Raw genomic sequence first — 24894 nt, 5'->3', positions numbered from 1 at the left:
GATAGAGATGCTGAGCAAACAAACTAAAACACTTTTTTTAATGACCACATTAATTAGTATTGCCATTCTTTTTAGCGTGTTATTTTCTTTAGATGTATTGAAAAACAACAACCTACAGCCACTACTTGACCAGTTTATTCCTCAAGGGTATCTGGGGGTGTTAATGGTGTTAAGCCTATTGGCATTACTGACCAGTATCGGTTTACCCAGGCAAGTCGCTGCTTTTTCTTGTGGTTACATCTTTGGCATTGTTTATGGGACGTTGCTGGCCACTTTAGCGGCAACACTCGGTTGCATGCTAACGTTATTTATCGCAAAAACCTTTTTTAGACAAAGGGTGCTTGACGCTTACCCCGACAAAGTAATGGTGCTGTCTGCTTTTTTCTCAACGGACACCTTCAGCAAAGCCCTAGTCATTCGTTTGTTACCTGCGGGCTCAAACTTTTTAACCAACATATTGGCAGGCATGGCTAAGGTAAAGTTTATCCCATATGTTACAGGCACTTGTGTTGGCTTTATTCCACAGATGTTGATATTTTCATTACTGGGCGCAGGTATTAAAGTTGGTGAGGAACAGCAAATATTACTGAGTTTATCTTTACTGGTTGTTGCGTTAATTTTTGGCTATTTATTGTATAAAAAAGAAAAAAAACGCAATAAAAAAGGAGCTGTTTAGCTCCTTTTTTATTGTCTTGCTAACGGTCATTTAGTTGAGTGTTAACAAGTACTTCACTAAGTTATTATAGTCAGCTTCAAAGTTGTTTTTGTCTAAACCTGCATTTTCAATTTTGTAGCGGCCATTAACAATAACGGCTGGCACACCTGTTAAACCACCACTTTTTGCGTAGTAGGTTTGCTTTTTCTTCATTTGTTTTACTTGGCTATTTACACCAAAGCTTTTCATTAATTTGTCAAACTTTTCGCCATCAGCGCCATTCAAAACAAAAACATTACGAATATCTTTTTCAGAAGTAAAGACTGCGCGCTGCACATGAATATAATTAAAAAGTGCGCCCATTAGCTTACTTTCCATGTCCATTTGCTCGGCAACAACTACCGCTTTACTTAACGTTTCCTGCATAACTTGAGAAGCGCCGCGTAAAAAATCAACGTGATTGAATTCAAATTTAACTCCTGCTGGTAACTGCTTTTTAACGCTAGTCATGAAAGGTGAAAACTTGAAACAATGTGGACAGTAAAATGAAAAGAATTCACGTACTTCAGGCTTTTTGGTCGCCTGTTCGCTCACGATCGTGTAATGCGTACCTTCTTGATAATTTGCTGCTGATGCCATTAATGGCAATAATAACATCACAAATAAACTCAATAATTTTTTCATTTAACGTTTTTCCTCAAACAATAGCCCTGCGCTATTAATAATTATGCAGGTAATAAACTTAATGGTGGCTGTTGAAGGGCAGACACTTGCTCTTTCAACATTAAAATTTGCTGTTCCCAATACTTATCGGTATTAAACCATGGGAAGTTATGCGGGAACGCTGGGTCTTGCCAGCGCTTACATAACCAAGCCATATAATTAACAACACGCATGGTACGTAATGATTCTATCAAAATAAGTTGCTTGGGTTCAAATGAATAAAACTCTTCGTATCCCGAAAGCATAGTATCAAGTTGTAATAACCGTTGTTGGCGATCACCTGAAAGCATCATCCATAGGTCTTGAATAGCAGGTCCCATGCGACAATCATCTAAATCGACGAAATGTGGACCTTTGTCTGTCCATAAAATATTACCGGCATGACAATCACCGTGTAAACGTATTTCATGGCTGGGTTGATATTGTTGCGCAGCAATATCAACCACTTGTTCTAAAATAGTAAAAAAAGCTTTGCTTAGGTAATGTGGCACAAAACCAGAGTCTTTTATAATATCGGTGGCCTGAAAAAGCATTTCTTGCTTGTTATAGGTCGGGCGATGTTTAAAAGGTTTTGTCGCCGCAACGGCATGAATACGCCCTAAAAATCGTCCCATCCATTCAAGCTGATCTAAATTGTCTACTTCGAAAATACGTCCGCCCCGACAAGGGTAGATAGCAAAATGAAAACCTTGATGAGAAAAAAGCGATTCACCACCAATTTTTAACGGCGCAACTAAAGGTAATTCATGTTTTGCTAACTCAAAAGAAAAGCTATGCTCTTCTCTAAGTTCAGCTTCGGTCCAGCGTTGTGGTCGATAAAACTTGGTGACGTATTTTTTCTTATCTTCGTCGTGAAATTGATAAACACGGTTTTCATAACTATTTAAAGCCAGCAAGCCACTGTCAACAAAGAGGCCAGTACTTTCTAGGCCATCTAAGATCAAGTCGGGTGATAGGGTAGTAAAATCAAATACAGACATTAGCGTTTATTAAAAAACCTGCTTTCATGTTCAAGAGAAACATCATCTTCCTCTGAAACCAACTCAATAACAAATGAAATATCGGTCATGTAACCTTTTAATTCATAGGGGTCTACGGACAGACTCATTGGTAACGTATACACAGCGGCGGCTTTTACCATGACTTCTTGTTCGCCATGCCACTTAGTGTTTTCAATACCCTTAACAGACAAGCGATAAACGTTATCAGTTTGCGATTTATTTAAGATTTTTAAGGTGTACACATTTTCTATATCACCGTTAAATTTTTCTTTGGCCAGTTCATTTCTGTCGCGAATAATGTCCATAGTGACCGGAGCTCGATTAACAATTTCTAAAACTAACAAGCTACACATTACTACCAGAACGATGGCATAACCCACTAATTTTGAACGAATAAAATGAACTTTTTTACCTTGTAACTCATGTTCGGTGGTGTAACGTATTAGCCCTTTCGGGTAATTCATTTTGTCCATAACCCCGTCACATGCGTCAACACATGCACCACAGTTTATACATTCATATTGTAAGCCGTTACGAATATCTATACCGGTTGGACAGACCTGCACACAAAGGTTGCAGTCAATACAGTCACCTAATTCTAATGATTCATGTGCTACTTTACGAGAGCGTGCACCACGGCTTTCACCGCGATTAAAGTCATATGAAACCGTTAAGGTATCTTTATCAAACATCGCTGATTGGAAGCGTGCATAAGGACACATATGTAGACACATAATTTCACGCATCCAGCCAGCATTACCATAAGTACAAAAAGCAAAGAACCAAACAGTCGCTGCTAAAGCAAACGAGGCCTGAAAAGTAAAAAAGTCAATAAACACTTCATCAACCGGTGCAAAATAACCGACAAACGTTAGTGCCGTTAGTATTGAGAAAAATAACCAACAAGTATGTTTTAAGGCTTTACGCCAGAATTTGTCAAAATCAAGTTCGCGGCTGTCCAGTTTTTTACGCTGATTAGCGGTACCTTCAATTTTTTCTTCAAACCAGATAAAAATAAAGGTCCAGACAGTTTGTGGGCATAAATATCCACACCAAACACGCCCTAAAAAGGTGGTAACAAAAAACAGTAAAAAAGCACTAAGAATACAGAGCCAAGCGAGTAAGGTTAAATCTTGTGGCCACAAGGTTAGTCCAAAGAGCGTGAAGCGTTGTTCGGCAATATCAAATAAAATGGCTTGATGATCGTTATATCGCAACCAAGGCAGTACCGCAAAAAGTGCTAAGAAAAAAAAGTTCATCCGCTGCCTAAGTAATTGGAAAATACCACTTACTTTGCGCACATAAATTTGATCACGAGGCTGGTAGGTTTCTACCTGATTGGGTTGATGTATTTTAATGTTTTTAACGGGAATTTGTATCTGCGCTTTTTTGATCTTGTCTTCTGATTTCACGATAAATCCTTGATATACGAGAGCCTCAAGATTATAACGATATTTATCTAAGAATACGTTATAAAACAATTAATATTAGTGAATAAGCCGAAAATTGATTATTCTTATATAATCATTCAATTATATAAAGAATTATGAAAAATTTATTGATCTTAATCGTCGCAGCGGCATTATTTTTACACTTTTATCCTCAACCAGAAGTAGACGAGTGGTTTTCAGAACAGAAAAACGTCATTTCTAATGCCTTTTCAGAAGCTACAGATACCAAAGTAAGGTTGAAGGCCGATAAAATTTATACTGACTTAAAGAGTCAGCTTGTCAATTTTAGTCTTGAAGAACAACAATTTTTAAAAGAAATAACCAGCGATAGAAAGTCGGTAAAAGCTTTTTTTACTGATTTTTGTAATGCCGAACAACAATCCCCACATTTGCACCGAGACAACCAAGCGAAAGTTTGTAAAACAATTGCTCAGTATAGTTCGTTGTTATAGGTAAATTAAAAAATTAATAACCTATAAAAGATATAAAGCTGTTATCGAGCAGTTCTAAAACTTAGATGTTCGATAACCGTTTAATGCTAAGCAGAAAGACTGGCCAATAGCTTAGAGAATGCTTGTTCAGACTCTTGCTCTAGGTGATGAACACCGCCGTTAATCACCCAGTGGCCATTAACCATAACGTCGTTAATCATATTATGCTGACTTGCAAAAATCATACTGTCTAATAAGTGTTGGTCGTGGTGGGCAAACAAAGCCACTTTTTTGGCATTAAGTACCAGTAAATCGGCTTGTTTACCTATCGCTAACTCACCGGTATTGCTATTTGTACTTTGAGCGCCGCCTAAAGCTGCTTGTTGCCACAAATTACGACCCACTGAAGGTTGATTTTCTGTTGCTAAAATAGCACGTTGTTGCTTAATTAAGCGTTGTGCGTATTCTAACCAGCGTAACTCTTCGATAGGATTCACTGAAATATGGCTGTCAGAGCCAATCGCTAAGGTGCCATTTTCTGCTAAAAATTCACTGGTGGGGAAAATACCGTCACCTAGATTTGCTTCAGTGGTTGGGCAAATTCCTGCAATCGCTTTACTGTCAATAATTCCTTGGCGTTCTTGTTCATTGATATGTGTTGCATGAATCAAACACCATTGCGGGTCTAATGTGACATTATTTAATAACCATTCCACCGGACGTTGACCATAATGCGCTAAACAATCATTGACTTCTTTTTGCTGCTCAGCGATATGAATATGCACTGGCGCTTTATGATCTAAACTACGAACATGTTTTACTGCTTGCTCTAACGACGTTTTGTCAACCGCTCTTAATGAGTGAGGCGCAATGCCAACATTGGTATTTTGATAATGAGCACTTAAGGCAAAGCAGTCACTGACCAGTTGATTGAATTGTTCTACTGAATTAATAAAGCGCTTTTGGCCGTCATTTGCCGGTAAAGGACCAAAGCCGCTGAAACGATAAAGTACCGGTAATAATGTTAAACCAATTCCCGATTGCTGACTGGCCTTAAAAATGGCTTTTGCCATGGCAGCAAGTTCATCATGGTTTTCACCATTAATTTCATGATGTAAATAATGAAATTCTGCAACACGGGTATAACCCATTTTAAGCATTTCAATATAAAGCTGTCGGGCAATTATTTCGGCATCGTTTACCGTCAGTTGATCGATAAATTTGTACATGATGCTTCGCCATGTCCAAAAACTGTCTTGCCCTTCACTACCTTGTTCACTGAAACCCGCAAAGGCACGTTGAAAAGCATGGGAGTGGCAATTAACCATACCAGGAATAACAACCCCTACTTGCTCAGCGCCGTCAATATGGCCTGATGCTATTGCGGTGATCACACCATTTTCTATGGTTAATGTTTGCTGCGTGTGCCAACCGCTGCTTAATAAAATACGTTCTGCAAATAACTTCATCGAAAATACCCTTGCTAATTTTTGTTGTAAAACCCAATCTACATTTACTGCCTTTGCCTATTCACCACTGATTAATGACTACGGCTAAGAAAATAGTTACCGCGACTCATTCATACGAGCACACTTACACTAGGCTTTTTGTTGTGAAAACTTAATCAAGGTTTCTACTAACTGTTTAAGCTTAGGAATAACCTCACTTGCCAACGCTTCATTATATTCTGGACTGGGCTCACTCATGTAAGTACGTTGTGAAAGCTCTAACTGTACCGCATGAATATTTTTTTGCGGTTGACCATACTCTCGGGTAATAAAGCCGCCTTTAAACCGCCCGTTAGTGATCATGCTATAAGGTGAGTAATCAAGTTTTTGTAGTGCAGTGATTAATTCAGGCGCGCAGCTTTTACCATCAGCTGTACCAAAATTAAAATCGGGTAATTGGCCTTCAAAAAATCTCGGCACGGTCGACAAAATAGAATGAGCCTCTAGTAAAACGGCTTTACCAAATTCATTCTGCATGTCAGCTAGAGTGCTTTTTAATGCTTGATGATAAGGCTGCCAATACGTGGTTACTCGATGTAATATTTCATCTTTGTCTGGTGCTTGTCCTTCAAGGTAAAGTGGCGCAAGGTCAAATGAAGTCGTCGGACACAATTCAGTACTGTTGGCACCAGGGTATAAATCAACACCTGCTGGATCTCGATTTAGGTCAATGACATAGCGGCTATATTTGGGCATGATAATATACGCACCAAGCGCTTGAGCAAACGCGTAAAGCTTGTCTTTATGCCAATCAGTATCAGCCACTTTCCTGCCTTGTTCAGTCATTTTATTGGCAATATATTCAGGTAAAGCCTCACCGTTATGCGGCATGCTGATAAGCAATGGAATTCGACCTTTTATTAACGTGTAAGTGTTAGACATCTTCAACCTTTTAATTGTATATACAACTTTAGGGGTAATTTATCATGCTGTTACTGTAGCAAGCAAATTTATTGCGTTGTGATGCTGATCTTTTTAGTTGCTTTACTTGTTGGCCGCTAAGGTTTATTTAATAAGCCCCCGGGCAGCAGTAGATCGTATTACCTAAAAAACATCTGATTTTCATTATATTAAATCAATCACTTATTTATTAAAATTTGCTGGTTTGCTACTTATAGCATAGAGTGTATTTATTAATACTTCACTTCTGCCTTCATAGATAAACTTAAATAAAAATCTAAGTTTTAAACCATGGATGATGACATTATAAGCGATATAAAGAGTATGTTATGGCCCTTGTCTACTTGGCTTAAGCGCACATTATTGTGCAGTATTTTGTTAGTCACTTTTAGTGTCTATGCAGAGCAACTATCCCACAATAAAGCGCCCCTTCGAATAGCTTTACCTGATAGATCGTCAATCAATGCAGCTTCTGGAGAGAAGTTTCAACTGCTGGTTAACTTTCTTAAAGAATATTGGCAAATTTGGGCAATAGATAATCAACGTGAAGTATCGTTTAGCTACATGCCAACAGAAAAGGCTTATCAATCGCTTGCTAATAAAAGTATTGATGTAGTCGCCGTTACTCGTTACCAGCAAAATCAAACAGGCGTATTTTTTAGTATTCCCTATGCTAAATTCAAACAAAAAGTGTTTCGTCGCATTCAAAGTAATAAAAGTAACGGCCTGCAAATAGGTATCTACTCTGACGATCAGTCAACTTTAAATTTTCTTAGTCGTCATATTGAACGCTATTATTATCAAGATATTGATAAGCTGCTTGGCGATTATCAAAAGTATGATGCCTTATATGCAACAAAACCCTGGTTACTTAATGAAAAGTTAAACGAATATAAGCTCAGTGGTGATTTTCATATTACTGAAGATGAAGCACCAGAAGCTTACTTTCGCTTTGCCGTGAATAAAAACAATAGAAGCTTGATGCATAAAATTAACGATGGCATTCGCTCAGTGAGTCGACAACAAGCCGAGTTGTGGAATAACAAATATATTACCTTAAATGAAGGAAATATCTCGTTAACTTTTGGCAGCTATTTTACAAATTTATCTGTTGCTGAAAAAGATTTTATTATTGACCATAATCAACTTTCCTTTCCCGTGGTGTCTGGAGGTTTTCCGCCCTACATTATTACTAAAAACTTTAATCACATTACCGAGCGAGGCTTCACCATTGATTTATTTACGCTTTCAACTGAGCGTACCGGTATTATCTATAAACCTGTTTATGTAAATAATATAGAGCAAATTTTTTCGTCTTTAGCACAGCAAAAAATTAATGTGCTGCCGTTGGTTGAGCGTAATAAAGACCGAGAGAAAAAGCTTATTTTTTCTGAGCCCTATTTGCAAGCCAGTTATAGTATGGTTTATCGCCATAATGACACGATAATAGATGGCTTAAGTGGCATAGGTGACAAAAAAGTTGCTGTGGTTAATAACTTTAATGCCACCCAATTATTAATAGAAAAACTTCCTTTTGCGCACCTTAATTATTTTGACTCGATGAATGCGGCCATTACTTCAGTATCCTTGGGTGAATCTGATGTCTTTATTGGTGGCTCTCTGATTTCTTCTTACTTGGTTAAAGAAAATCAACTCTCTAATCTCACTAGCCAACCATTAATAAACTTTAATGATAATGCTCAATTTTTTTTCGCGAGTAACCCCGGTAACGATATTATTATTAGCTTACTTAATCGCACCATTAAAAGTCTTTCTGCCACAGATTACGAAAGACTTTATGCAAAATGGAGTCAAACGGCTTTCCATGAAAATAATGCCGATAAACAAATTGCTAATGCTTATCGAAATGTTAGTTATTTGTTTGTCGCTATTATGCTTTTTGGGCTGATTATTTTTTGGATTTATTATCGACAGCTTAGGGTCAGAAAGCTTGCCCAACTAAAAATTGAACATGCATTATCAATTGCTGAGTCTGCAAAAATAGAAGCTGAAAAATCAGCTCAAGCGAAAATTACTTTTCTTGCGCGGATGAGTCATGAAATTAGAACGCCGATGAACGGTGTATTAGGTATGGCAGAAGCCCTTGCTTTCACACCTTTAAATAAAGAGCAGAATGATTTACTTGAAACATTACAAGGCTCGGCAACCAACTTACTCGCTTTGCTCAATGATGTGCTCGACTTTTCAAAGATGGACGCCGGCAAACTGACTTTAGAGTCGGTGCCAGTGAATTTTAATTTACTTTGTAAAAATATTATTAGTGGCTTCAATCACATTGAACACCACAAACCATTAGAAATTAACTTACACATAGACAATAAAATAAGCCACTGCTATTTAACCGACCCGACACGCTTTACTCAAGTGCTTAATAATTTGCTTAGTAACGCGATTAAGTTCACCGATAAAGGGCAAATCGATTTAATTGTTACGGTGGCTAGCAGTGAGGTTATCAATAAAAATACCTACGACACACTTTATTTTGAAGTAAAAGACACCGGCATGGGCATAGCGGCGGAAAAACAAACGTTCTTATTTACTCCCTTCATTCAAGCCGATGACGACATTACGCGAAAATATGGTGGTACGGGTTTAGGATTAAGTATTTGCCAAGAAATAATATCAGCGATGGGCAGCGAAATTAAGATTGATTCAACGCTAAACCAAGGGAGTTCTTTCCATTTTAGCTTAAAGCTAAAACAGTCAACTTTAGAAAGTTCCACCGATAACCGTCGCAGTAATACGCGTTTAATTAATGCCGCTGACGATAACCGTTTTCAAGATCTACGTATTCTTATTGCCGAAGATAACCTAGTAAACGTTAAAGTACTCTGTGCGCAACTTGCGCGTCTAAATATTAAAGCCGATATTGCTTACGACGGCCAAGAAGCTTTAGATTTACATGAAAAACAGGCTTATGACATTATTATATCTGATTGTCATATGCCAAATGTTGATGGTTTTGAACTCGCTCAAACGTTAACAGCAAGCGAGCAAAGCCGACCGCTTTGGTTAATTGCTGTAACCGCAGATGCTTTGAGTGGCGCGGCAGAAAGGTGTATTGCTGCAGGTTTCAATGACTATATGGCTAAACCTTGCCCACAGGAAGAAATAACCAACAAGCTCAACAATGCTTATCGACAGTTATTAAAGAAGCAGCAAAAAAACGACTTAACTAAACAAAATTTCAGCCTTTTTGATTTAGACATGCTGCTGAAAAATAATGAGCACGACATCGAACTGAGTAAAAATGTTGGTCGACTTTTTATCGCTTCATGGCAAAAAGAAAAAAAGCAGTGGCTAAGCGCCACCGAGAATTTTGATCATAAATATATACAAGCACTTGCTCACAAGCTAAAAGGCAGTACACGGTATTTTTCCCACCCTGAAATAGCTAAAACGCTCAATGAGGTTAGCCAGCAAGCCAGGGCTGAAAATAGTAAAGATATAAAAGCATCTGCTAGCCACCTTTATTTACAACTAGATATAATGACCGAAGAAATTAAACGTTGGCTATTGTCATAAGTCATGTGATTCTTTCATCATCAATCTAGATTAATTTTTTTATTATCAATCGCTTTAATCAATCATTGTGAATTGTTTTTATCACTTTATTAAATCAAGTTATTCACCCATACTAGTGCCACTTAATCGATTCAAATCAATCAAAGCGAGTGACTATGTTTACCAATAAAGAAACACAGCAAGTTCCAAACACTACTTTCCCTATTATTACTGCCGATGGTTGGGCAAGTCGAAACAGTGATGAAATTTTTGCTAATAAAACCGTCATTGTATTTTCATTACCAGGCGCATTTACACCGACTTGTTCATCTTCACATTTACCAAGATACAATGAACTAGCGAAAAAATTTAACGCTAATGGTGTTGATGAAATTGTTTGTATTTCTGTTAACGATACCTTTGTAATGAATGCTTGGGCACAAGACAAAGACGCAGCCAACATTAGTTTCATTCCTGATGGCAATGGTGACTTTACTCAAGCGATGGGTTTATTAGTTGATAAAAAAGAAATTGGTTTTGGTAAGCGTAGCTGGCGCTATTCAATGCTAGTAAAAAATGGCGTTATAGAAAAAATGTTCATTGAACCTGATTTACCTGGCGACCCATTTGAAGTATCTGACGCCGATACCATGCTCAATTACATTAATCCTGAAGCGGTACAGTCTCAAGAAATTACAATTTTCAGTAAGCCCGATTGTCCATTTTGTAAAAAGGCTAAAGCATTATTAACAAGCCAAGGTTTAAAGTTTGAAGAATTGATCGTTGGTAGCGACGTAAATACTTCAATGTTCCGTGCTATTACTAACTCAGATACCGTACCACAAGTATTTATTGATGGTAAAAACATTGGTGGTAGTGAAGATTTAGCCGCTTACTTTGGTTAAACTTTATTATTAGCCAGCACTCAACACTTATTGTTGGCGATACAATAAAAAAAGCTAGATAACTCACGTTATCTAGCTTTTTTTTACACTTGCTCGTTAGACTTTAAACTTACCCACTATATCATTTAAGCCGGTGAATTCTTGTTGTAAACTGTCACAAGCTTGCTGCGTTTGCTGTAAATTTTGTACGCCTTGCTGATTTAAATCCATCAAATTTAATATATCTTCATCAATTGATCTGATCACATTAACTTGTTGTTGAGTAGCTTCAGTTACTGCATGATTTTCATTATCAACCTGTTGTAACATATGAATAATTAATTGCATTTTTTCGTCAGCTACTTTGGCTTTTTGCACACTACTGGTACTATTTTTTTGACTTTCGTCCATAGAAATAACCACCGCGTCGGTGCCTGTTTCTAAGTTATCAATCATGGTTTCGATTTCAAGTGCCGCTTCTTGAGTGCGTTGTGCTAACTGTCTAACTTCATCAGCTACCACAGCAAAACCTCGACCTTGCTCCCCTGCTCGTGCCGCTTCAATAGCCGCATTTAACGCGAGTAAATTAGTTTGTGAACTAACCCCTTTAATAACATCTAAAATGCTGACTATATTTTTAGTTTCACTGCTTAATTTTTCGATTTCGCCGCTTGACTGCGTCATTATTTTCGACAAATGTTCAATTGACTGAATATTTTCATTGAGTGCCTCCAGCCCTTCATTTGACTGCGCTTGCATGCCTGATGTTAAGTTAGAAGCCGTTAGTGCGTTAGTCGAAATTTCTTGTGAAGAGTTATTTAACTCGGTTACCGCTGTCGATACACTTTCACCACGATTAAGCTGTTGATCGGCCATATCAATACCGACTTGTGAGCTTTGTCGAACTTGGCCAATCTGCTGTTCTAAATTTGCCGCTGACTCTTTAACTCGTCGCATCGAATGATGCATAGTTTCTATAAAATCATTAAAGTTTTCTGATAGTTCACCAAACTCATCGTGGCTCTCAACCGATAAACGTTGGGTTAAATCACCGTCGCCACGAGAAATACCTTTTATGGCAAGGTTTAAGGTATGAATAGGTTTCATTAAATAGCTAAACAATAAATGCATAAGAATAATCGTTGCAAGTAAGCTAGCTATAACCACAATAATGGCAATGTTTCTCGAATTCACCATGGGTTGGTAAGCTTTTTCGCTGTCAAGTACCACACCTACATACCAGTTAACCGAGTCAATGCCTTTAATGGGGATAAATGAAACTATGGTGTTATTATTAATCTCATTTAAGTCACTCGAAAATGGCGGTGTTTGACCTAATAATTCACTCACATCTTTATCGACATATTTCACATCAGGATGACTGAGAATCTTCCCTTTTGAAGTCATTAAATAGGCATAGCCTAAATCAAGAAAATCAATTTCATTCAGAATCGATGAAATCTCATCTAGAAAAATATCACCTCCTGCTGCACCAACAAATTGTCCATTTTTCAAAATAGGCGCTACAGCAGTCAATACTTTTTGATCCGTCGTGGCATCTATATAAGTTTCAGTAAAAGAAGACTTACGTCCTTCTTTTGCAAGCAAATACCAAGGGCGCTGACGAATATCAAAACCTTCTGGGAGTTGTATCGTTAAATCATCAAGAATAAATTCGCCGGTACTGGCTAGTCCAACAAAGGTATTTTTCATCTTCCCGGCTTTTACTGCTTGCTGAACCGCATGAAAAATTTCTTCATTACTATTAATGTCAGTAATATTAAGCGCCACTGCATCGATTATTTGTAGACGATTCGTTAACCAGTTCGCAATATTTCCAGAAACCGAACGGCCTATTTCATCGATGGCATTGTTAAGATTTTTTTGGGTGTGATCTTTTAAGAATATATAATTAATTGATGTAGATACCGACAAGGCTATTAGTAATAATACCGTAGTCACCATAATAATTTTATGGGAAAATTTTAATTTAATCACTGATGATCTCTCTTACTTTATTAGCTAACTTCATGGCATACCATAGCACTGGAAATATCTAGAACCAACTTCACGTTGCATTTAATCTTTTGAAAGCAACTTCAAAATTAATCTGATAAAATAACGCTATATTTTTATTGATAGTATCGCTAATTACTCTTATGGACAATCAACCTTTCAACCCATTACACGGCATTACCTTAAAAGCACTTGTTACCGAACTTGTTGAATATTTTGGTTACCCTGCGCTTAGTCAAAAAATAAAAATTAAATGCTTCACTGAGGATCCTAGTATCAATTCAACCTTAAAATTTTTACGTAAAACACCTTGGGCACGTGAAAAAGTTGAAGCACTTTTTATCAAAAATTATCATAAAGTGCATCAAGCAAATGATGAAAAAAATAGCGGTCAATAATCTCACAAGTTACTCATACTCAATAAAAATTTTAGCTTATAGCGCAATAAACTAATTGCTTGATTAAAAACCTGTCACACTGACTCCATATTCATTATTTTTTGGAGTCAGGTATGAAACCCATTAATCACTATATTTTAACTTGGCAATGCCCTGATACTTCAGGAGTATTAGCAAAAGTTTCTCAGAGCCTTTATCAACACGGCGCTTTTATTACTGAAACCTCACAGTACAGCGACCCGTATACCTCTATTTTTTTCTCGCGTATCGCATTTGATGACAGAAACTTAACCGTTTCAATTGCACAATTCCGTCAAGCCATAGCCGAATTAGCCCAACCGCTTGCGATGAACTTTCAATTAAGAGAACGTGATGATTTTCCAAATGTCGTTATCGCGGTATCTAAAGATGACCATTGCTTGGTGTCGTTATTAACTAAAGTTAAAGCCGGTGTTTTACCTATTAATGTTGCTGCTGTGGTTTCAAACCATCTGGACTGCCAAGCTTTAGTTGATTGGCATAAAATTCCTTTTCATCACTTACCTATTTCTTCTTCGACAAAAGCCCAACAAGAAAGTGAACTACAAGCCTTATTAATAAATTACAAAACAGACTTATTAGTGCTTGCGCGTTATATGCAAATTTTGTCTGATGATTTTTGTCAACAATGGCAAGGTCGAGCGATTAATATTCATCATTCTTTTTTACCGAGCTTTAAAGGCGCAAAACCTTACCATCAAGCCCACCAACGTGGTGTGAAAGTGATTGGCGCAACCGCCCACTATATTACTAGTGACTTAGATGAAGGACCTATTATTGTGCAAGAAGTAAAAGCCATTAACCATAGCCTGACGATAGAGCAGATGGTTCATAGTGGTCACGACATTGAAGCAACAGCTTTGTCTCATGCGGTTAGAATGCATGCCGAGCAGCGTGTCTGTTTGAATCAGGGCAAAACAGTTATTTTACTTTAGCGGTTAATTTATAAGGTAAACGTAACGAGTAAAGCACCCAATACGCTGGGTGCTTTACTGTTTTCATTCACTATTTCTGCTACATTAACCCATAACCTTTTGTCTTAATTAGTTGTCTTTTCCGATGATCCACTACCAAATAACGCCTCAAAATCTAAACAGTCATTTATTTTTGGTTACGCTTTCTTTTGCCACACAAGTGGATAAGACTTACCATTTATCGCTACCCGCTTGGTTACCGGGTAGCTATATGATCCGTGACTTCGCAAAAAACATTACGGAAATTAGCGCTTATAACAGCGATCAAAAAGCAGCTCAAAATACTGCGGCAATTGCGCTGAATAAAACCGACAAACAAACTTGGCAATTTACCGCAACAAGTGTCAACACTTCAATATGTTATCAAGTATTCGCTTTTGATTTGTCGGTACGCACCGCTTACTTAGACAGTGAACGTGGCTTTTTTAATGGCAGTTCAACTTTTTTACAAGTGCAAGAATTGCCAGATGAACGCTGTCAGTTAACTATTGCATTACCACAAGAATTAACGACTAAATCGTCGCCACAGTTAAAGAGTTGGCGAGTTGCCACGGGCTTAAGACGCGCTAAAGGCACTGATAAATATCAATTAGGTGATTATATTGCTAAAGACTATCAAGAACTTATCGATTGTCCTGTTGCCATTGGTCACTTCGATGCTTTTGAATTTGTTGTCGAAGGTGTCACCCATCACTTAGTCTTTACTAGCCAACATTTTGGTGATCGGGAGCGCCTAAAACGAGATATAGCTAAGCTTTGCCAGCATCATATTAACTTATTTGGTGAGGTCCCTTTTAAAGAGTACTGGTTCATTACCCATTTGTTAGGCAGCGGTTTTGGTGGGCTTGAACATAAAAACTCGACAATTTTACAAGCCAGTCGCTTTGATTTACCCAACTCTAATAGACCTGATGAAACGTCTGAAAATTATCAAACTTTTCTCAGCTTATGTTCACATGAATACTTTCACGCTTGGAATGTATGCCGCATTAAACCGAAAGAATTTATTCCCTACAACTTACAGCACGAAGTTCACACGAGACAATTGTGGGCCTATGAAGGCATCACGTCTTATTATGATGATTTTTCATTGTTTCGCAGTGGATTGATCAGTTTTGAAGACTATTTACTGCAATTATCTAAGACAGCTACCCGAGTATACCGGGGTAAAGGCGAACTAAAACAAAGTGTCAGCGACTCCAGCTTTGATACTTGGACCAAGTTTTATCAACAAGGACCAGATGGCGTAAATAATATTGTTAGTTATTATACTAAAGGCGCTTTAATTGCACTCTGGCTAGATTTAACGATTAGAGAAAAGTCAGCAGGTGTCTACAGCTTAGACACATTAATGCGTGAATTATGGATACATTTTGGTAGAACAAATATTGGTACCTGTGAGGAAGACTTTATAAACATTGCCAATATTCTCTGTAATGACGATATTACAGTAACTTTTCAAGCCTTACTTAACAATGCTCAACGTATTGAATTAGCCCCGTTACTTAAACAAGTAGGTATTGCCTTTACTGCTCAAAAGTTCAAAAAATTTAATAGCTTAGAGACTACTGACAATAACGCTTATTCTCCTTATATCGGTGCACAATATAGCGCGCTACCTTCAGGCGTGAAGATTACTCAGGTTATTGAAAACTCTCCTGCAGCTGGAGCCGGCTTGGCAGTTAACGATATTTTACTTGCCGTAAATAATATCAAAGTGACTGAAAAATCGTTGCAGCAACTGGCTGATCATTTACCAGAAAATACTGAGCTAACCTGCCACTATTTTCGTGATGATCAGTTAATGACCGGTCACATTGTTTTTATTGATTCACCACTGGCGGCCATCGCTATTACAGAAGTAGACAGAACGCTTAGCAAAAAATGGCGCTGTAAAAATTAACTGTAAATTTTTTGCCACAAAAAAGTAAAACGCTAGTGTAATTAAAAAACCACAAACTAGTAACAAAAGTTACTTTGTGCAAAAATAACCTTATTGCTTTCAAAACTAGAATATTAAGGGTTTAAAATGATCAAAATGAAACGAATTCACCACGTCGCTTATCGTTGTACTGATGCAAAAGTTACTGTTGATTGGTACAAAGAACATTTGAACATGGAGCTAACGGTAGCCATTGCTGAAAATGAGGTACCGTCGACTAAGGCACCAGACCCTTATATGCACATATTTCTAGATGCGGGCATGGGTAATGTTTTAGCCTTTTTTGAAATTCCTAATTCTCCAACCATGGGCCGAGATGAAAACACACCAACATGGGTACAGCACATCGCATTAGAAGTTGAAGATGTTGATGCACTTGTCGCCGCAAAAGAAGAGTTACAAAGTAAAGGTGTTGATGTATTAGGCCCAGTTCATCATGGTGTATTTAAATCAATTTATTTCTTTGACCCGAGTGGTCACCGCTTAGAATTAGCAGCGAATACCGGTACAGTTGAACAAATGAAAGAATTAAAAAGGGTTGCTCCTTTAATGATTGAAGAGTGGGCTGTTACTAAAGTTGCACCAAAACACGCGGCCTGGTTACACGAATAAAACTATTTTGCCCCTCGTTAATGGTCAAACAATATCCAATAAATAAAACTAAGCTATTATTTCTATTTAGCTTAGTTTATTGCGCACATGGTATAACCTAAAAATCACAACAAATTTCTCTCATTAACTGAACGAAATAGGACATTAGTACATAAAACGAAGGATTTCGTATATAAAGCGAGCGTAACAATGTACTCTATTTGTGATTATTTATGTAAGACATTAACCATAGAGAAAACATGTTTTTACCATTCATTAACTTTTAAATAAATCAATAGACTTTAAAAACAATAAGTTAACCTTTTACACTCAATGAATTGTAAATAAATGTATATTTATAACTTGCGACATTTATAAACTAAGGTAAAGTATTGTCCAGCTACTTTGTAGCCAAATAACAAAATGGATTGAATTGCACGGAAAGCCTTAACCTTCTCTTATGAGAGGTTACTTTTAAAGAATACGGATGATTAAGTTAATATCAGGATGATTGTTAATATTTAGGTCAATAGACCGATAAGGACAACCCAATAAAGTGTCAGGATGACCGATAAAAAATGAACCGAGTATTTAACGCAACATAAAAAATAATAATACGTTAAAGCTTATAAACGGAATTGCTAATAGGTTAGGATAACCACTTAAAGTTTGATGAAAACGATGACTTGTTCATCGTTTTTTTATGTCTGAAAATTAATCATGAAAAACACTATCGCTGTTTCCTACAATATAACGTAAAATAGAACCATTGAATTTAAAAACGAAATTATTTTATGTCTCGTACCAAAAAATCTAGAAAACAAGGCAATGGTCCTATCGGCGCAGTAAAAGATGATAAGAAAAAAGCCCTAGTTCCTGTTGATAGAAAACCAAAGAAGAAAACAGGAAAGCAAGCCGGCAACCGACAAAAAGAAGCTTTTGATGCAGGTAAAGAATCTCACTTACCTACAGAAAAGAAAGATCCGCGCATTGGTAGTAAAAAACCAATAGATCTTGGCGGACCGGTAACAGCGGCGGTGCAACCTTTTAAAGCCAAAAACAAAGTAAAAGCAGATAACTCTCCAATTGCTGCTATTCGTGTTGTTGAAGCTGATACCTCATTGCAACAAGAACTCTTCGCTATTGAAGAAGATAGCCGCTTGCAAAGTATCCTTGCCCAGCAAGATGAAGATATTTCGCTAAGTAACGAAGATGTTGATTATTTCAATGAAAAAATGGAACGTCATCAACAGCTACGTGAGATACTCGGCATAGAAGATGAAGATGACGACGACGAATCACCTGAAACGACAAGCAAAGCAAAATCTGGTGATGATCTTTGGGATAAATTTGACAACAGTGACCTGTCAAAATTCGAATAAGGCTTTATCATGTTTTCAACTCCTTGGATTTATATAGTAGTTGGCGGAGTAATTATTATTGCTGCGCTTGCTTTTTATGCGGTGAAATTATTAAACCAGCTAAAAGCGCAAACAGCTAAAATAAAACAGGCAGAGCAAGATAAAAAAATTGCCTTAGCAAAGCACGATAGTAAGATCCTTAGTAGTGTCGTGATTATTGCCCACGCAATGAAAGAAGAGCAATGTGATATCGCTGAGGGTTGTTGGCGATTGAGTGTATTGCTCGATTCTTTAAAGTTGAGCAGTGGTTTATCAGCAGAGTTTCCTGCAGTATTTGAACTTTATGATAAAATTAAACATATGCCTATTCTTGATGCAAGAAAGAAACTTGCCAAAAATGAGCGTATGAAACTTGATTTTGAACGTATGAAAGCAGAGAGCGATTTATCCGCACAGATAAATATTGACGTTATCTCTTTGCATCAATATGCTCAAGAACGTATGAGTGCACTAGCAAGTTAACTTTTTACTAAGTTAACTTTTTACTAAGTTAATAACGCTTTGTTGCGCTCGATCAATATTGTTAATGTTTGCATTGTTAAACTGTTGCTTAGCATATACCCGTTACCATTCAATCTATATTTTGATTGATAACGCGTATATAAGTAATGGCTAACTCGGTAACCAACCATGCAAGCAAATCAATTTTTTGACCCTAAATTACTGTCTAAATATAATACCAGTGGACCTAGATATACCTCTTATCCAACGGCATTAGAATTTCATGATGAATTTTCTGAACAAGATTTCATCCAAGCAGTGAAAGATTCACCCAACCGTGAATTGTCCTTGTATGTACATATTCCCTTTTGTCATAGCCTTTGCTACTACTGTGGCTGTAATAAAGTTATTACCCGCCACCGTGACAAGGCCGATACCTACTTAGAGTTTTTAGCGGAAGAAATTAGTTCACGAGCTGAATTTTTTACTGACTACACCGTTAAACAACTCCATTGGGGTGGCGGCACACCCAGCTTTTTAACCCATATCCAAATCACAAAATTAGTCTCTTTATTAAAAGAAAAATTCACTTTTGCTGAACATGTAGAAATGAGTATAGAAATTGATCCGCGTGAAATTGAAATGAACCTTGCTGAACACCTCTTTGATTTAGGTTTTAATCGTCTAAGTATTGGCGTACAAGACATTGATAAAAAAGTACAAGAAACAATTAATCGTGTGCAATCAACCGAATTTATTAGCGACTTTATTGCCCATGCAAAGGCAGTGGGCTTCAAATCAGTTAATATCGACTTGATCTATGGTTTGCCTCACCAAACTATAGAAACCTTTACAAAAACGCTTAACAAAGCTCATGAGATGGATGTCGACCGTATTTCATTGTTTAGCTATGCACACATTCCAAACCGATTTGCTGCCCAACGTAAATTACGTGACGAATGGTTACCCAGCGTGCAAGAAAAATTTGCCTTAATGAAACTTGCCATCGAAAAGCTTTGTGGATTTGGCTACGATTTCATTGGTATGGATCACTTTGCTAAACCTAATGACGAACTTTCTATTGCACAAAAAGAGGGTTCCCTACACCGTAATTTCCAAGGTTATACCACTAAGGGTGGTTGTGACTTGTTAGGATTAGGTGTTTCTTCTATTAGTAATATCGGTACTTCTTTCAGTCAAAATATTAAAGAATTGCAAGCCTATTATAAAGCGATAGATACTAGAAAAAATGCACAAGTGAAAGGGGTTAGCTTATCAACAGATGACGTGATCCGTGGCGAAGTTATTCGTGAATTAATGTGTAATTTATATATTGATAAAAAACAGATCAGTAAAAAGTACGACATTGATTTTGAAGAATATTTTGCTGAAGATTTACCACTACTGAAAACATTTATCAGTGATGGTTTGGTTGAAAATACGGCTGATTTTATTAAAGTAGATCAGAAGGCACGCTTGTTGATTCGTAATATTTGCATGAGTTTTGATGCTTACATGAAACAGCACGTTAACCAACAGCGCTTCTCGCGGGTTATTTAAGCGGAACTCTCACCTTTATAAAAAACAAATAACTATAAAGGTGAGAAATTTAATCAATTTTTCCTAAACTAAACTTATGGCCAGCACTTGAAAAAATTAATTCAACGCCTTTTTCTGTAACCTCTTCTTGTGCTAAATCGGCCCATTGGTAATAAACATTACGGTGAACTTTTGCCAATAAATTACGACGCACTAAAACATACAATTCGCCGTTAGCATTCATCGTTAACGGATGAGTTTCATCAAGCACGAATTCGTCATCTACATTGGTACTAACCGTCATTATTGATTTGTTATCATCTTGCCAAGCCCATTGCGTTAATACAAAAGGGGCGTCTTCAACGATAATCTTAACTTTTTCAGCGGGTGTCACTAAAAAGTACTCGTCGCGATCACCAGCGACTTCTCTTAATAAAACCGAAGCAAAAAGTTTAACTAACGATAACCGTTTAAATATTGTGCCGCCATAAAACCAGTCACCATTACCTTTGACCTGTAGATCAATTTCGCCACAATACGGTGGGTTCCATGATTCTATCGGCGGTAATTTTTTAGTGTTACCTGGTGTTAGCTTATTTAATTGTTCAGAAATTTTGTCTAGTGACATTTATACCGCCAAATTATCCGCTGGATAGTAATTTTAAGACCTAAGGTAAAAATACAGTATGAGGAGACATTAGTAAAACAGCATCTAAAATTAAGTTAATAATCAGCAAAAAGTACAGTTAAGCAGAATGTTGCCCATAAAACGCTTAAAAGCAAAAATTTTTCTTGTCAATCTGCTTAAAAATACAATATACTCTCCGCGCCTTATCACTGGGCGCTTCAAGTAATATCAGTGGTGGCTATAGCTCAGTTGGTAGAGCCCCGGATTGTGATTCCGGTTGTCGAGGGTTCAAGTCCCTTTAGCCACCCCATTCTTTATAAGTTTATCTCAAAAAAAACATCCATCCATCAGTGATGCCATTTTCGCTTACCGTGGATTCAAGTCCCTTTAGCCACCCCATTTCTGTATAAGTACACCTATAACATATTAAATAAAACCATCAGTGATTCCATTTTCACTTACCGTGGGTTCAAGTCCCTTTAGCCACCCCATTCTTTATTAGTTTATCTCAAATAGAACACACATCCATCAGTGATTCCATTTTCACTTACCGTGGGTTCAAGTCCCTTTAGCCACCCCATTCTTTATTAGTTTATCTCAAATAGAACACACATCCATCAGTGATTCCATTTTCGCTTACCGTGGGTTCAAGTCCCTTTAGCCACCCCATTCTTTATAAGTTTATCTCAAAGAAAACATCCATCCATCAGTGATTCCATTTTCGCTTACCGTGGGTTCAAGTCCCTTTAGCCACCCCATTCTTTATAAGTTTATCTCAAAGAAAACACACATCCATCAGTTATTCCATTTTCGCTTACCGTGGATTCAAGTCCCTTTAGACATCCCATTTCTGTATAAGTACACCTATAACATATTAAATAAAACCATCAGTGATTCCATTTTCACTTACCGTGGGTTCAAGTCCCTTTAGACATCCCATTCTTTATAAGTTTATCTCAAATAGAACACACATCCATCAGTGATGCCATTTTCGCTTACTGTGGGTTCAAGTCCCTTTAGTTATAGGGTTTTTCTAAATTTCTCTTTAAAACCATCTAATAACGCCTATTTAGGTAATTTGTCTAGGTGTTGCTGTTTTTTTTGATTAAACTAATAGTAATTAAAGTAAGAAGCACACTGTAATGGAAAAACATCAACAATTATTAATTGCCTTAAGGAAAGTCATCAGGGCAATCGATTTACATTCAAAACACCTTAATAAAACTTCGGGTTTAACCAGTCCACAATTATTAATTATGCTAGAAATAGATAAAGTTTCTGGTATAAATTCAAGCCAAGTAGCCAAAAATGTTAATTTAAGTGCTGCTACCGTGACCAATATTTTGGACAGGCTAGAGAATAAAGGCCTAGTTTCAAGAATACGTAGTACCCAAGATAAACGTAGAGTGAGCTTATATTTAACCGAAGATGGTAAAGCACTTTTACTCAATGCTCCCCAAGCTTTGCAAGAGCATTTTATTGATAAATTTTCGAATTTAGCGCAATGGGAGCAATCACAGTTGCTTTCATCTATGGAACGATTGGCTGGAATGATGGATGCAAATGAAATAGATGCGGCTCCGTTATTAGAGCTTGATGCGATGAGCGCCAGCAGCAGTAGTAAAGCTGACGCATCTAATAAGTAAATACAGCTCGGTTTAACCCGAGCTGTTGTCTATTAGCGTAACAAATGTAAGAAATGCAAATGCTTGTGGTATTGATCAATAATATTATTGATCACTGCCGTTTTCGACCAGCCCATAATGTCATAGTCTTGACCACCTTCGCCCAAGTGAACTTCAGCACGATAATAACTTTGCTCATCTTCCGCTTCATTGGCTTCAATAACATAGTCAGGTTGAGAGTACTTACGAGCTAACACCCGATAAACAAACTCTTGTGCTTCACCATGGTCGACAATTAACGTCAGCCCATCGTCATGTGAGATTTCAACATTGATTTGATTGGCTTGTAGCTCTTTAGCGACAGAATCAAATGCTGGAACGACTGTCTGCGTAACAAACTTACTGACATTAGCTTTGTTGGGGAAATCAACAACATTCTTTAAGCGCATTTGCCAACTATCACTATTCTCATTACCTGAGTGAGGTATTGCTGTGATTAGCTGACTATCCTGCTTAAAAGCTTCAACTCTTAACGATTTAATCAAGCCTGCAATGGCCAGTAATAATACGATAGTAAAAGGTAGAGCACTGGCAATAGTCATGGTTTGGAGGGCATTAAGACCACCAGCCAATAATAATATTGCCGCAACGATACCAATACCTACCGCCCAATAAACACGTTGCCATAGCGGCGTATCATTTTTGCCATGCGAGCAAAGCATATCAACGACCATAGCGCCTGAATCACAGGAGGTGACAAAAAATATCACAATCATTAAGACACTAAAGAATGACAACACCGAAGATAATGGGAAGTTTTCAAGAAAGACAAACAAGGCAACGGATGAGTCTTTACTGACCATCTCTCCTAATTCGACAATGCCTTGATTATAAACCAAATCAATCGCACTATTACCAAAAATAGTCATCCAAAATAAAGTGAAGACCGTGGGTATTAGCATAACGCCGATAATGAATTCTCTGATAGTACGGCCACGTGAAATTCTGGCAATAAACAAACCAACAAAAGGTGCCCACGCCAACCACCAGCCCCAATAGAAGATTGTCCAGCCACCTATCCAGTCAGTCTTTTTGTAAGCGAATAAATTAAAGGTGTTATGAACAATATCCGCTAAATAATCACCAATATTTTGTAAATAGGCTTGTAATAAAAAGACTGTCGGGCCGAGCACAAAAATCAAAAATAACAAGATCACCGCTAAAACCATGTTGGTTTCAGAAAGTATTTTAATGCCCTTATCTAGCCCTGTGGCAACTGATATAACCGCAAGTGACGTGATACCAAACATAATAATTATTTGATTAGTGACTGAGACTTCAATACCGAATAAATAACCAAAACCCGCATTAACTTGTGAGGCACCTAAGCCCAGCGAAGTAGCAACACCAAAGACCGTACTCACCACAGCAAAAATGTCGACCAAATGTCCTGGCCATTTATATATTCTGTCTCCAATCAAAGGATATAGTGCAGAGCGTAACGTTAATGGTAAATTATGACGATAACTAAAATAGGCTAATACTAAGGCAACAATGGCATAGATAGCCCAGGCATGAAGTCCCCAATGAAAAAATGTCATTTTCATTGCTTCTTGCACGGCTTCAACCGTACCTGTTTCTGCTGTTGGTGGTGACAAATAGTGCATTAAGGGTTCTGCGACACCAAAAAACATTAAGCCAATGCCCATTCCAGCAGCAAAGAGCATCGACAGCCAAGAGACTAAGGTGTAGTCAGGTGTTGAATGATCTGGACCTAAGCGAATATCGCCATAACGAGAAACGCCTAAAAAGATAACAAAAAAGAAGATGAATGCGACAGTCAGTACATAGAACCAACTACCATTTTCAATAATACTCGTTTGAATAAGTGTGAATAAACTTTGCGCCTGTTGAGGTAGTGCAGCGGTATAAACTAACAAGGCAATAATAATAGCGGAGGCACTGCCAAATACCTTCTTGTTTAATTGACTCTTAACGGTTGTAGGCAAATTCTTCCCCTGATTTTAATTAGTATTGATATTATATCGACTTAAGCCATGCTGTAAACAATTCTGTATACAACACAAGAAAATTTAAAGAGGAACAAATGCTCTATTAGAAACACAAATACACCAACTAATATATAAAGATTTGTAAAAATTATCTATAAGTCCTATTTTTTGTTAAGCTATACGCGAATAA

20 protein-coding genes and 1 tRNA gene are annotated in these 24894 nt (G+C 37.4%); 13 read left to right on the top strand and 8 right to left on the bottom strand.

The genetic code is table 11. The features are described from left to right. The first annotated feature begins 7 nt into the window (after positions 1-7). Positions 8-676, top strand: a complete 669-nt coding sequence (locus H4J69_RS01865) for a TVP38/TMEM64 family protein (protein WP_182230580.1) — start codon at positions 8-10, stop codon at positions 674-676. A gap of 30 nt (positions 677-706) precedes the next feature. Here the strand turns inward: H4J69_RS01865 and H4J69_RS01860 are convergent, their stop codons facing one another. The 3 genes from H4J69_RS01860 to ccoG are packed head-to-tail and all read right to left on the bottom strand — an operon-like array spanning position 707 to position 3791. Further along, entirely contained in the window at positions 707-1339 is a 633-nt protein-coding gene (locus tag H4J69_RS01860) for a thiol:disulfide interchange protein DsbA/DsbL (RefSeq protein ID WP_182218184.1), read from the bottom strand. A gap of 41 nt (positions 1340-1380) precedes the next feature. Beyond that, on the bottom strand, positions 1381-2358 hold the full coding sequence (locus H4J69_RS01855; RefSeq protein ID WP_070375165.1) for a serine/threonine protein kinase: 978 nt from the start codon (positions 2356-2358) through the stop codon (positions 1381-1383). After that, positions 2358-3791, bottom strand: coding sequence for a cytochrome c oxidase accessory protein CcoG (gene ccoG, locus H4J69_RS01850; RefSeq protein WP_182221460.1), 1434 nt, complete (start codon positions 3789-3791; stop codon positions 2358-2360). The genes H4J69_RS01855 and ccoG overlap by 1 nt, the downstream gene beginning before the upstream one ends. Before the next feature lie 134 nt (positions 3792-3925). Between ccoG and H4J69_RS01845 the strand changes: the two genes are divergently transcribed. After that, a complete protein-coding gene (locus tag H4J69_RS01845; protein WP_182244362.1) occupies positions 3926-4282 on the top strand; it encodes a hypothetical protein in 357 nt (118 codons plus the stop codon). 86 nt (positions 4283-4368) lie between these two features. On the opposite strand, the gene H4J69_RS01840 is transcribed toward H4J69_RS01845, so the two are convergent. Together H4J69_RS01840 and hutG are read right to left on the bottom strand one after the other, a co-directional pair. Next, positions 4369-5730, bottom strand: a complete 1362-nt coding sequence (locus H4J69_RS01840) for a formimidoylglutamate deiminase (RefSeq protein ID WP_182244363.1) — start codon at positions 5728-5730, stop codon at positions 4369-4371. Positions 5731-5859: 129 nt separating this feature from the next. Continuing rightward, positions 5860-6651 carry an N-formylglutamate deformylase gene (hutG, locus tag H4J69_RS01835; RefSeq protein ID WP_182244364.1) on the bottom strand — a complete coding sequence of 264 codons (792 nt, stop codon included), beginning with the start codon at positions 6649-6651 and terminating at the stop codon, positions 5860-5862. A gap of 309 nt (positions 6652-6960) precedes the next feature. Here hutG and H4J69_RS01830 point away from each other — a divergent pair, with 309 nt between their 5' ends. Continuing rightward, positions 6961-10215: an ATP-binding protein gene (locus tag H4J69_RS01830; protein WP_182244365.1), complete on the top strand. Its 3255-nt coding sequence runs from the start codon at positions 6961-6963 to the stop codon at positions 10213-10215. Positions 10216-10370: 155 nt separating this feature from the next. After that, positions 10371-11099, top strand: a complete 729-nt coding sequence (locus H4J69_RS01825; RefSeq protein ID WP_070375171.1) for a glutathione peroxidase — start codon at positions 10371-10373, stop codon at positions 11097-11099. 96 nt (positions 11100-11195) lie between these two features. On the opposite strand, the gene H4J69_RS01820 is transcribed toward H4J69_RS01825, so the two are convergent. After that, positions 11196-13076, bottom strand: a complete 1881-nt coding sequence (locus H4J69_RS01820) for a methyl-accepting chemotaxis protein (RefSeq protein ID WP_182244366.1) — start codon at positions 13074-13076, stop codon at positions 11196-11198. A 161-nt stretch (positions 13077-13237) separates the two neighbouring features. Between H4J69_RS01820 and H4J69_RS01815 the strand changes: the two genes are divergently transcribed. The 7 genes from H4J69_RS01815 (at position 13238) to hemN (ending at position 20460) form a co-directional block, all read left to right on the top strand. Then, entirely contained in the window at positions 13238-13492 is a 255-nt protein-coding gene (locus tag H4J69_RS01815; RefSeq protein WP_182244367.1) for a VF530 family DNA-binding protein, read from the top strand. A 113-nt stretch (positions 13493-13605) separates the two neighbouring features. Further along, the gene (purU, locus tag H4J69_RS01810; RefSeq protein ID WP_182230585.1) at positions 13606-14466 is read left to right on the top strand and encodes a formyltetrahydrofolate deformylase; all 861 of its coding nucleotides are present in this window, start codon (positions 13606-13608) and stop codon (positions 14464-14466) included. 124 nt (positions 14467-14590) lie between these two features. Beyond that, positions 14591-16408 carry a M61 family metallopeptidase gene (locus H4J69_RS01805; protein WP_182244368.1) on the top strand — a complete coding sequence of 606 codons (1818 nt, stop codon included), beginning with the start codon at positions 14591-14593 and terminating at the stop codon, positions 16406-16408. Between the two features lie 126 nt (positions 16409-16534). Then, complete coding sequence (locus H4J69_RS01800) at positions 16535-17059, top strand: VOC family protein (protein ID WP_070375174.1); 525 nt, start codon at positions 16535-16537, stop codon at positions 17057-17059. A gap of 773 nt (positions 17060-17832) precedes the next feature. Beyond that, positions 17833-18420, top strand: a complete 588-nt coding sequence (gene yihI, locus H4J69_RS01795; protein ID WP_182244370.1) for a Der GTPase-activating protein YihI — start codon at positions 17833-17835, stop codon at positions 18418-18420. Between the two features lie 9 nt (positions 18421-18429). Further along, entirely contained in the window at positions 18430-18921 is a 492-nt protein-coding gene (locus tag H4J69_RS01790; protein WP_182244371.1) for a DUF2489 domain-containing protein, read from the top strand. A 168-nt stretch (positions 18922-19089) separates the two neighbouring features. Then, a complete protein-coding gene (gene hemN / locus H4J69_RS01785; protein ID WP_182244372.1) occupies positions 19090-20460 on the top strand; it encodes an oxygen-independent coproporphyrinogen III oxidase in 1371 nt (456 codons plus the stop codon). A 49-nt stretch (positions 20461-20509) separates the two neighbouring features. Here hemN and H4J69_RS01780 read toward each other — a convergent pair whose 3' ends face one another. Then, positions 20510-21067, bottom strand: coding sequence for a DUF1285 domain-containing protein (locus H4J69_RS01780; RefSeq protein ID WP_182244373.1), 558 nt, complete (start codon positions 21065-21067; stop codon positions 20510-20512). Between the two features lie 234 nt (positions 21068-21301). Here H4J69_RS01780 and H4J69_RS01775 point away from each other — a divergent pair. Then, positions 21302-21377: transfer RNA gene (locus H4J69_RS01775), tRNA-His, on the top strand. Positions 21378-22209: 832 nt separating this feature from the next. Next, positions 22210-22713, top strand: a complete 504-nt coding sequence (locus H4J69_RS01770) for a MarR family winged helix-turn-helix transcriptional regulator (protein WP_070375187.1) — start codon at positions 22210-22212, stop codon at positions 22711-22713. A gap of 32 nt (positions 22714-22745) precedes the next feature. On the opposite strand, the gene H4J69_RS01765 is transcribed toward H4J69_RS01770, so the two are convergent. Next, positions 22746-24701 carry a choline BCCT transporter BetT gene (locus H4J69_RS01765; RefSeq protein WP_182215383.1) on the bottom strand — a complete coding sequence of 652 codons (1956 nt, stop codon included), beginning with the start codon at positions 24699-24701 and terminating at the stop codon, positions 22746-22748. Positions 24702-24894 lie beyond the last annotated feature (193 nt).

The organism is Colwellia sp. BRX10-9 (genome assembly GCF_014077405.1).
Lineage (GTDB): Bacteria > Pseudomonadota > Gammaproteobacteria > Enterobacterales > Alteromonadaceae > Colwellia_A.
The sequence above is the reverse complement of the archived record's forward strand: the minus strand, read 5'-3'. Positions and strand labels throughout refer to the sequence as shown.

Coding starts and splice junctions, on each gene's coding strand:
- H4J69_RS01865 (WP_182230580.1), top strand. CDS start 8: ATGCTGAGCAAACAAACTAAAACACTTTTTTTAATGACCACATTAATT.
- H4J69_RS01860 (WP_182218184.1), bottom strand. CDS start 1,339: ATGAAAAAATTATTGAGTTTATTTGTGATGTTATTATTGCCATTAATG.
- H4J69_RS01855 (WP_070375165.1), bottom strand. CDS start 2,358: ATGTCTGTATTTGATTTTACTACCCTATCACCCGACTTGATCTTAGAT.
- H4J69_RS01845 (WP_182244362.1), top strand. CDS start 3,926: ATGAAAAATTTATTGATCTTAATCGTCGCAGCGGCATTATTTTTACAC.
- H4J69_RS01840 (WP_182244363.1), bottom strand. CDS start 5,730: ATGAAGTTATTTGCAGAACGTATTTTATTAAGCAGCGGTTGGCACACG.
- hutG (WP_182244364.1), bottom strand. CDS start 6,651: ATGTCTAACACTTACACGTTAATAAAAGGTCGAATTCCATTGCTTATC.
- H4J69_RS01830 (WP_182244365.1), top strand. CDS start 6,961: ATGGATGATGACATTATAAGCGATATAAAGAGTATGTTATGGCCCTTG.
- H4J69_RS01825 (WP_070375171.1), top strand. CDS start 10,371: ATGTTTACCAATAAAGAAACACAGCAAGTTCCAAACACTACTTTCCCT.
- H4J69_RS01815 (WP_182244367.1), top strand. CDS start 13,238: ATGGACAATCAACCTTTCAACCCATTACACGGCATTACCTTAAAAGCA.
- purU (WP_182230585.1), top strand. CDS start 13,606: ATGAAACCCATTAATCACTATATTTTAACTTGGCAATGCCCTGATACT.
- H4J69_RS01805 (WP_182244368.1), top strand. CDS start 14,591: ATGATCCACTACCAAATAACGCCTCAAAATCTAAACAGTCATTTATTT.
- H4J69_RS01800 (WP_070375174.1), top strand. CDS start 16,535: ATGATCAAAATGAAACGAATTCACCACGTCGCTTATCGTTGTACTGAT.
- yihI (WP_182244370.1), top strand. CDS start 17,833: ATGTCTCGTACCAAAAAATCTAGAAAACAAGGCAATGGTCCTATCGGC.
- H4J69_RS01790 (WP_182244371.1), top strand. CDS start 18,430: ATGTTTTCAACTCCTTGGATTTATATAGTAGTTGGCGGAGTAATTATT.
- hemN (WP_182244372.1), top strand. CDS start 19,090: ATGCAAGCAAATCAATTTTTTGACCCTAAATTACTGTCTAAATATAAT.
- H4J69_RS01780 (WP_182244373.1), bottom strand. CDS start 21,067: ATGTCACTAGACAAAATTTCTGAACAATTAAATAAGCTAACACCAGGT.
- H4J69_RS01770 (WP_070375187.1), top strand. CDS start 22,210: ATGGAAAAACATCAACAATTATTAATTGCCTTAAGGAAAGTCATCAGG.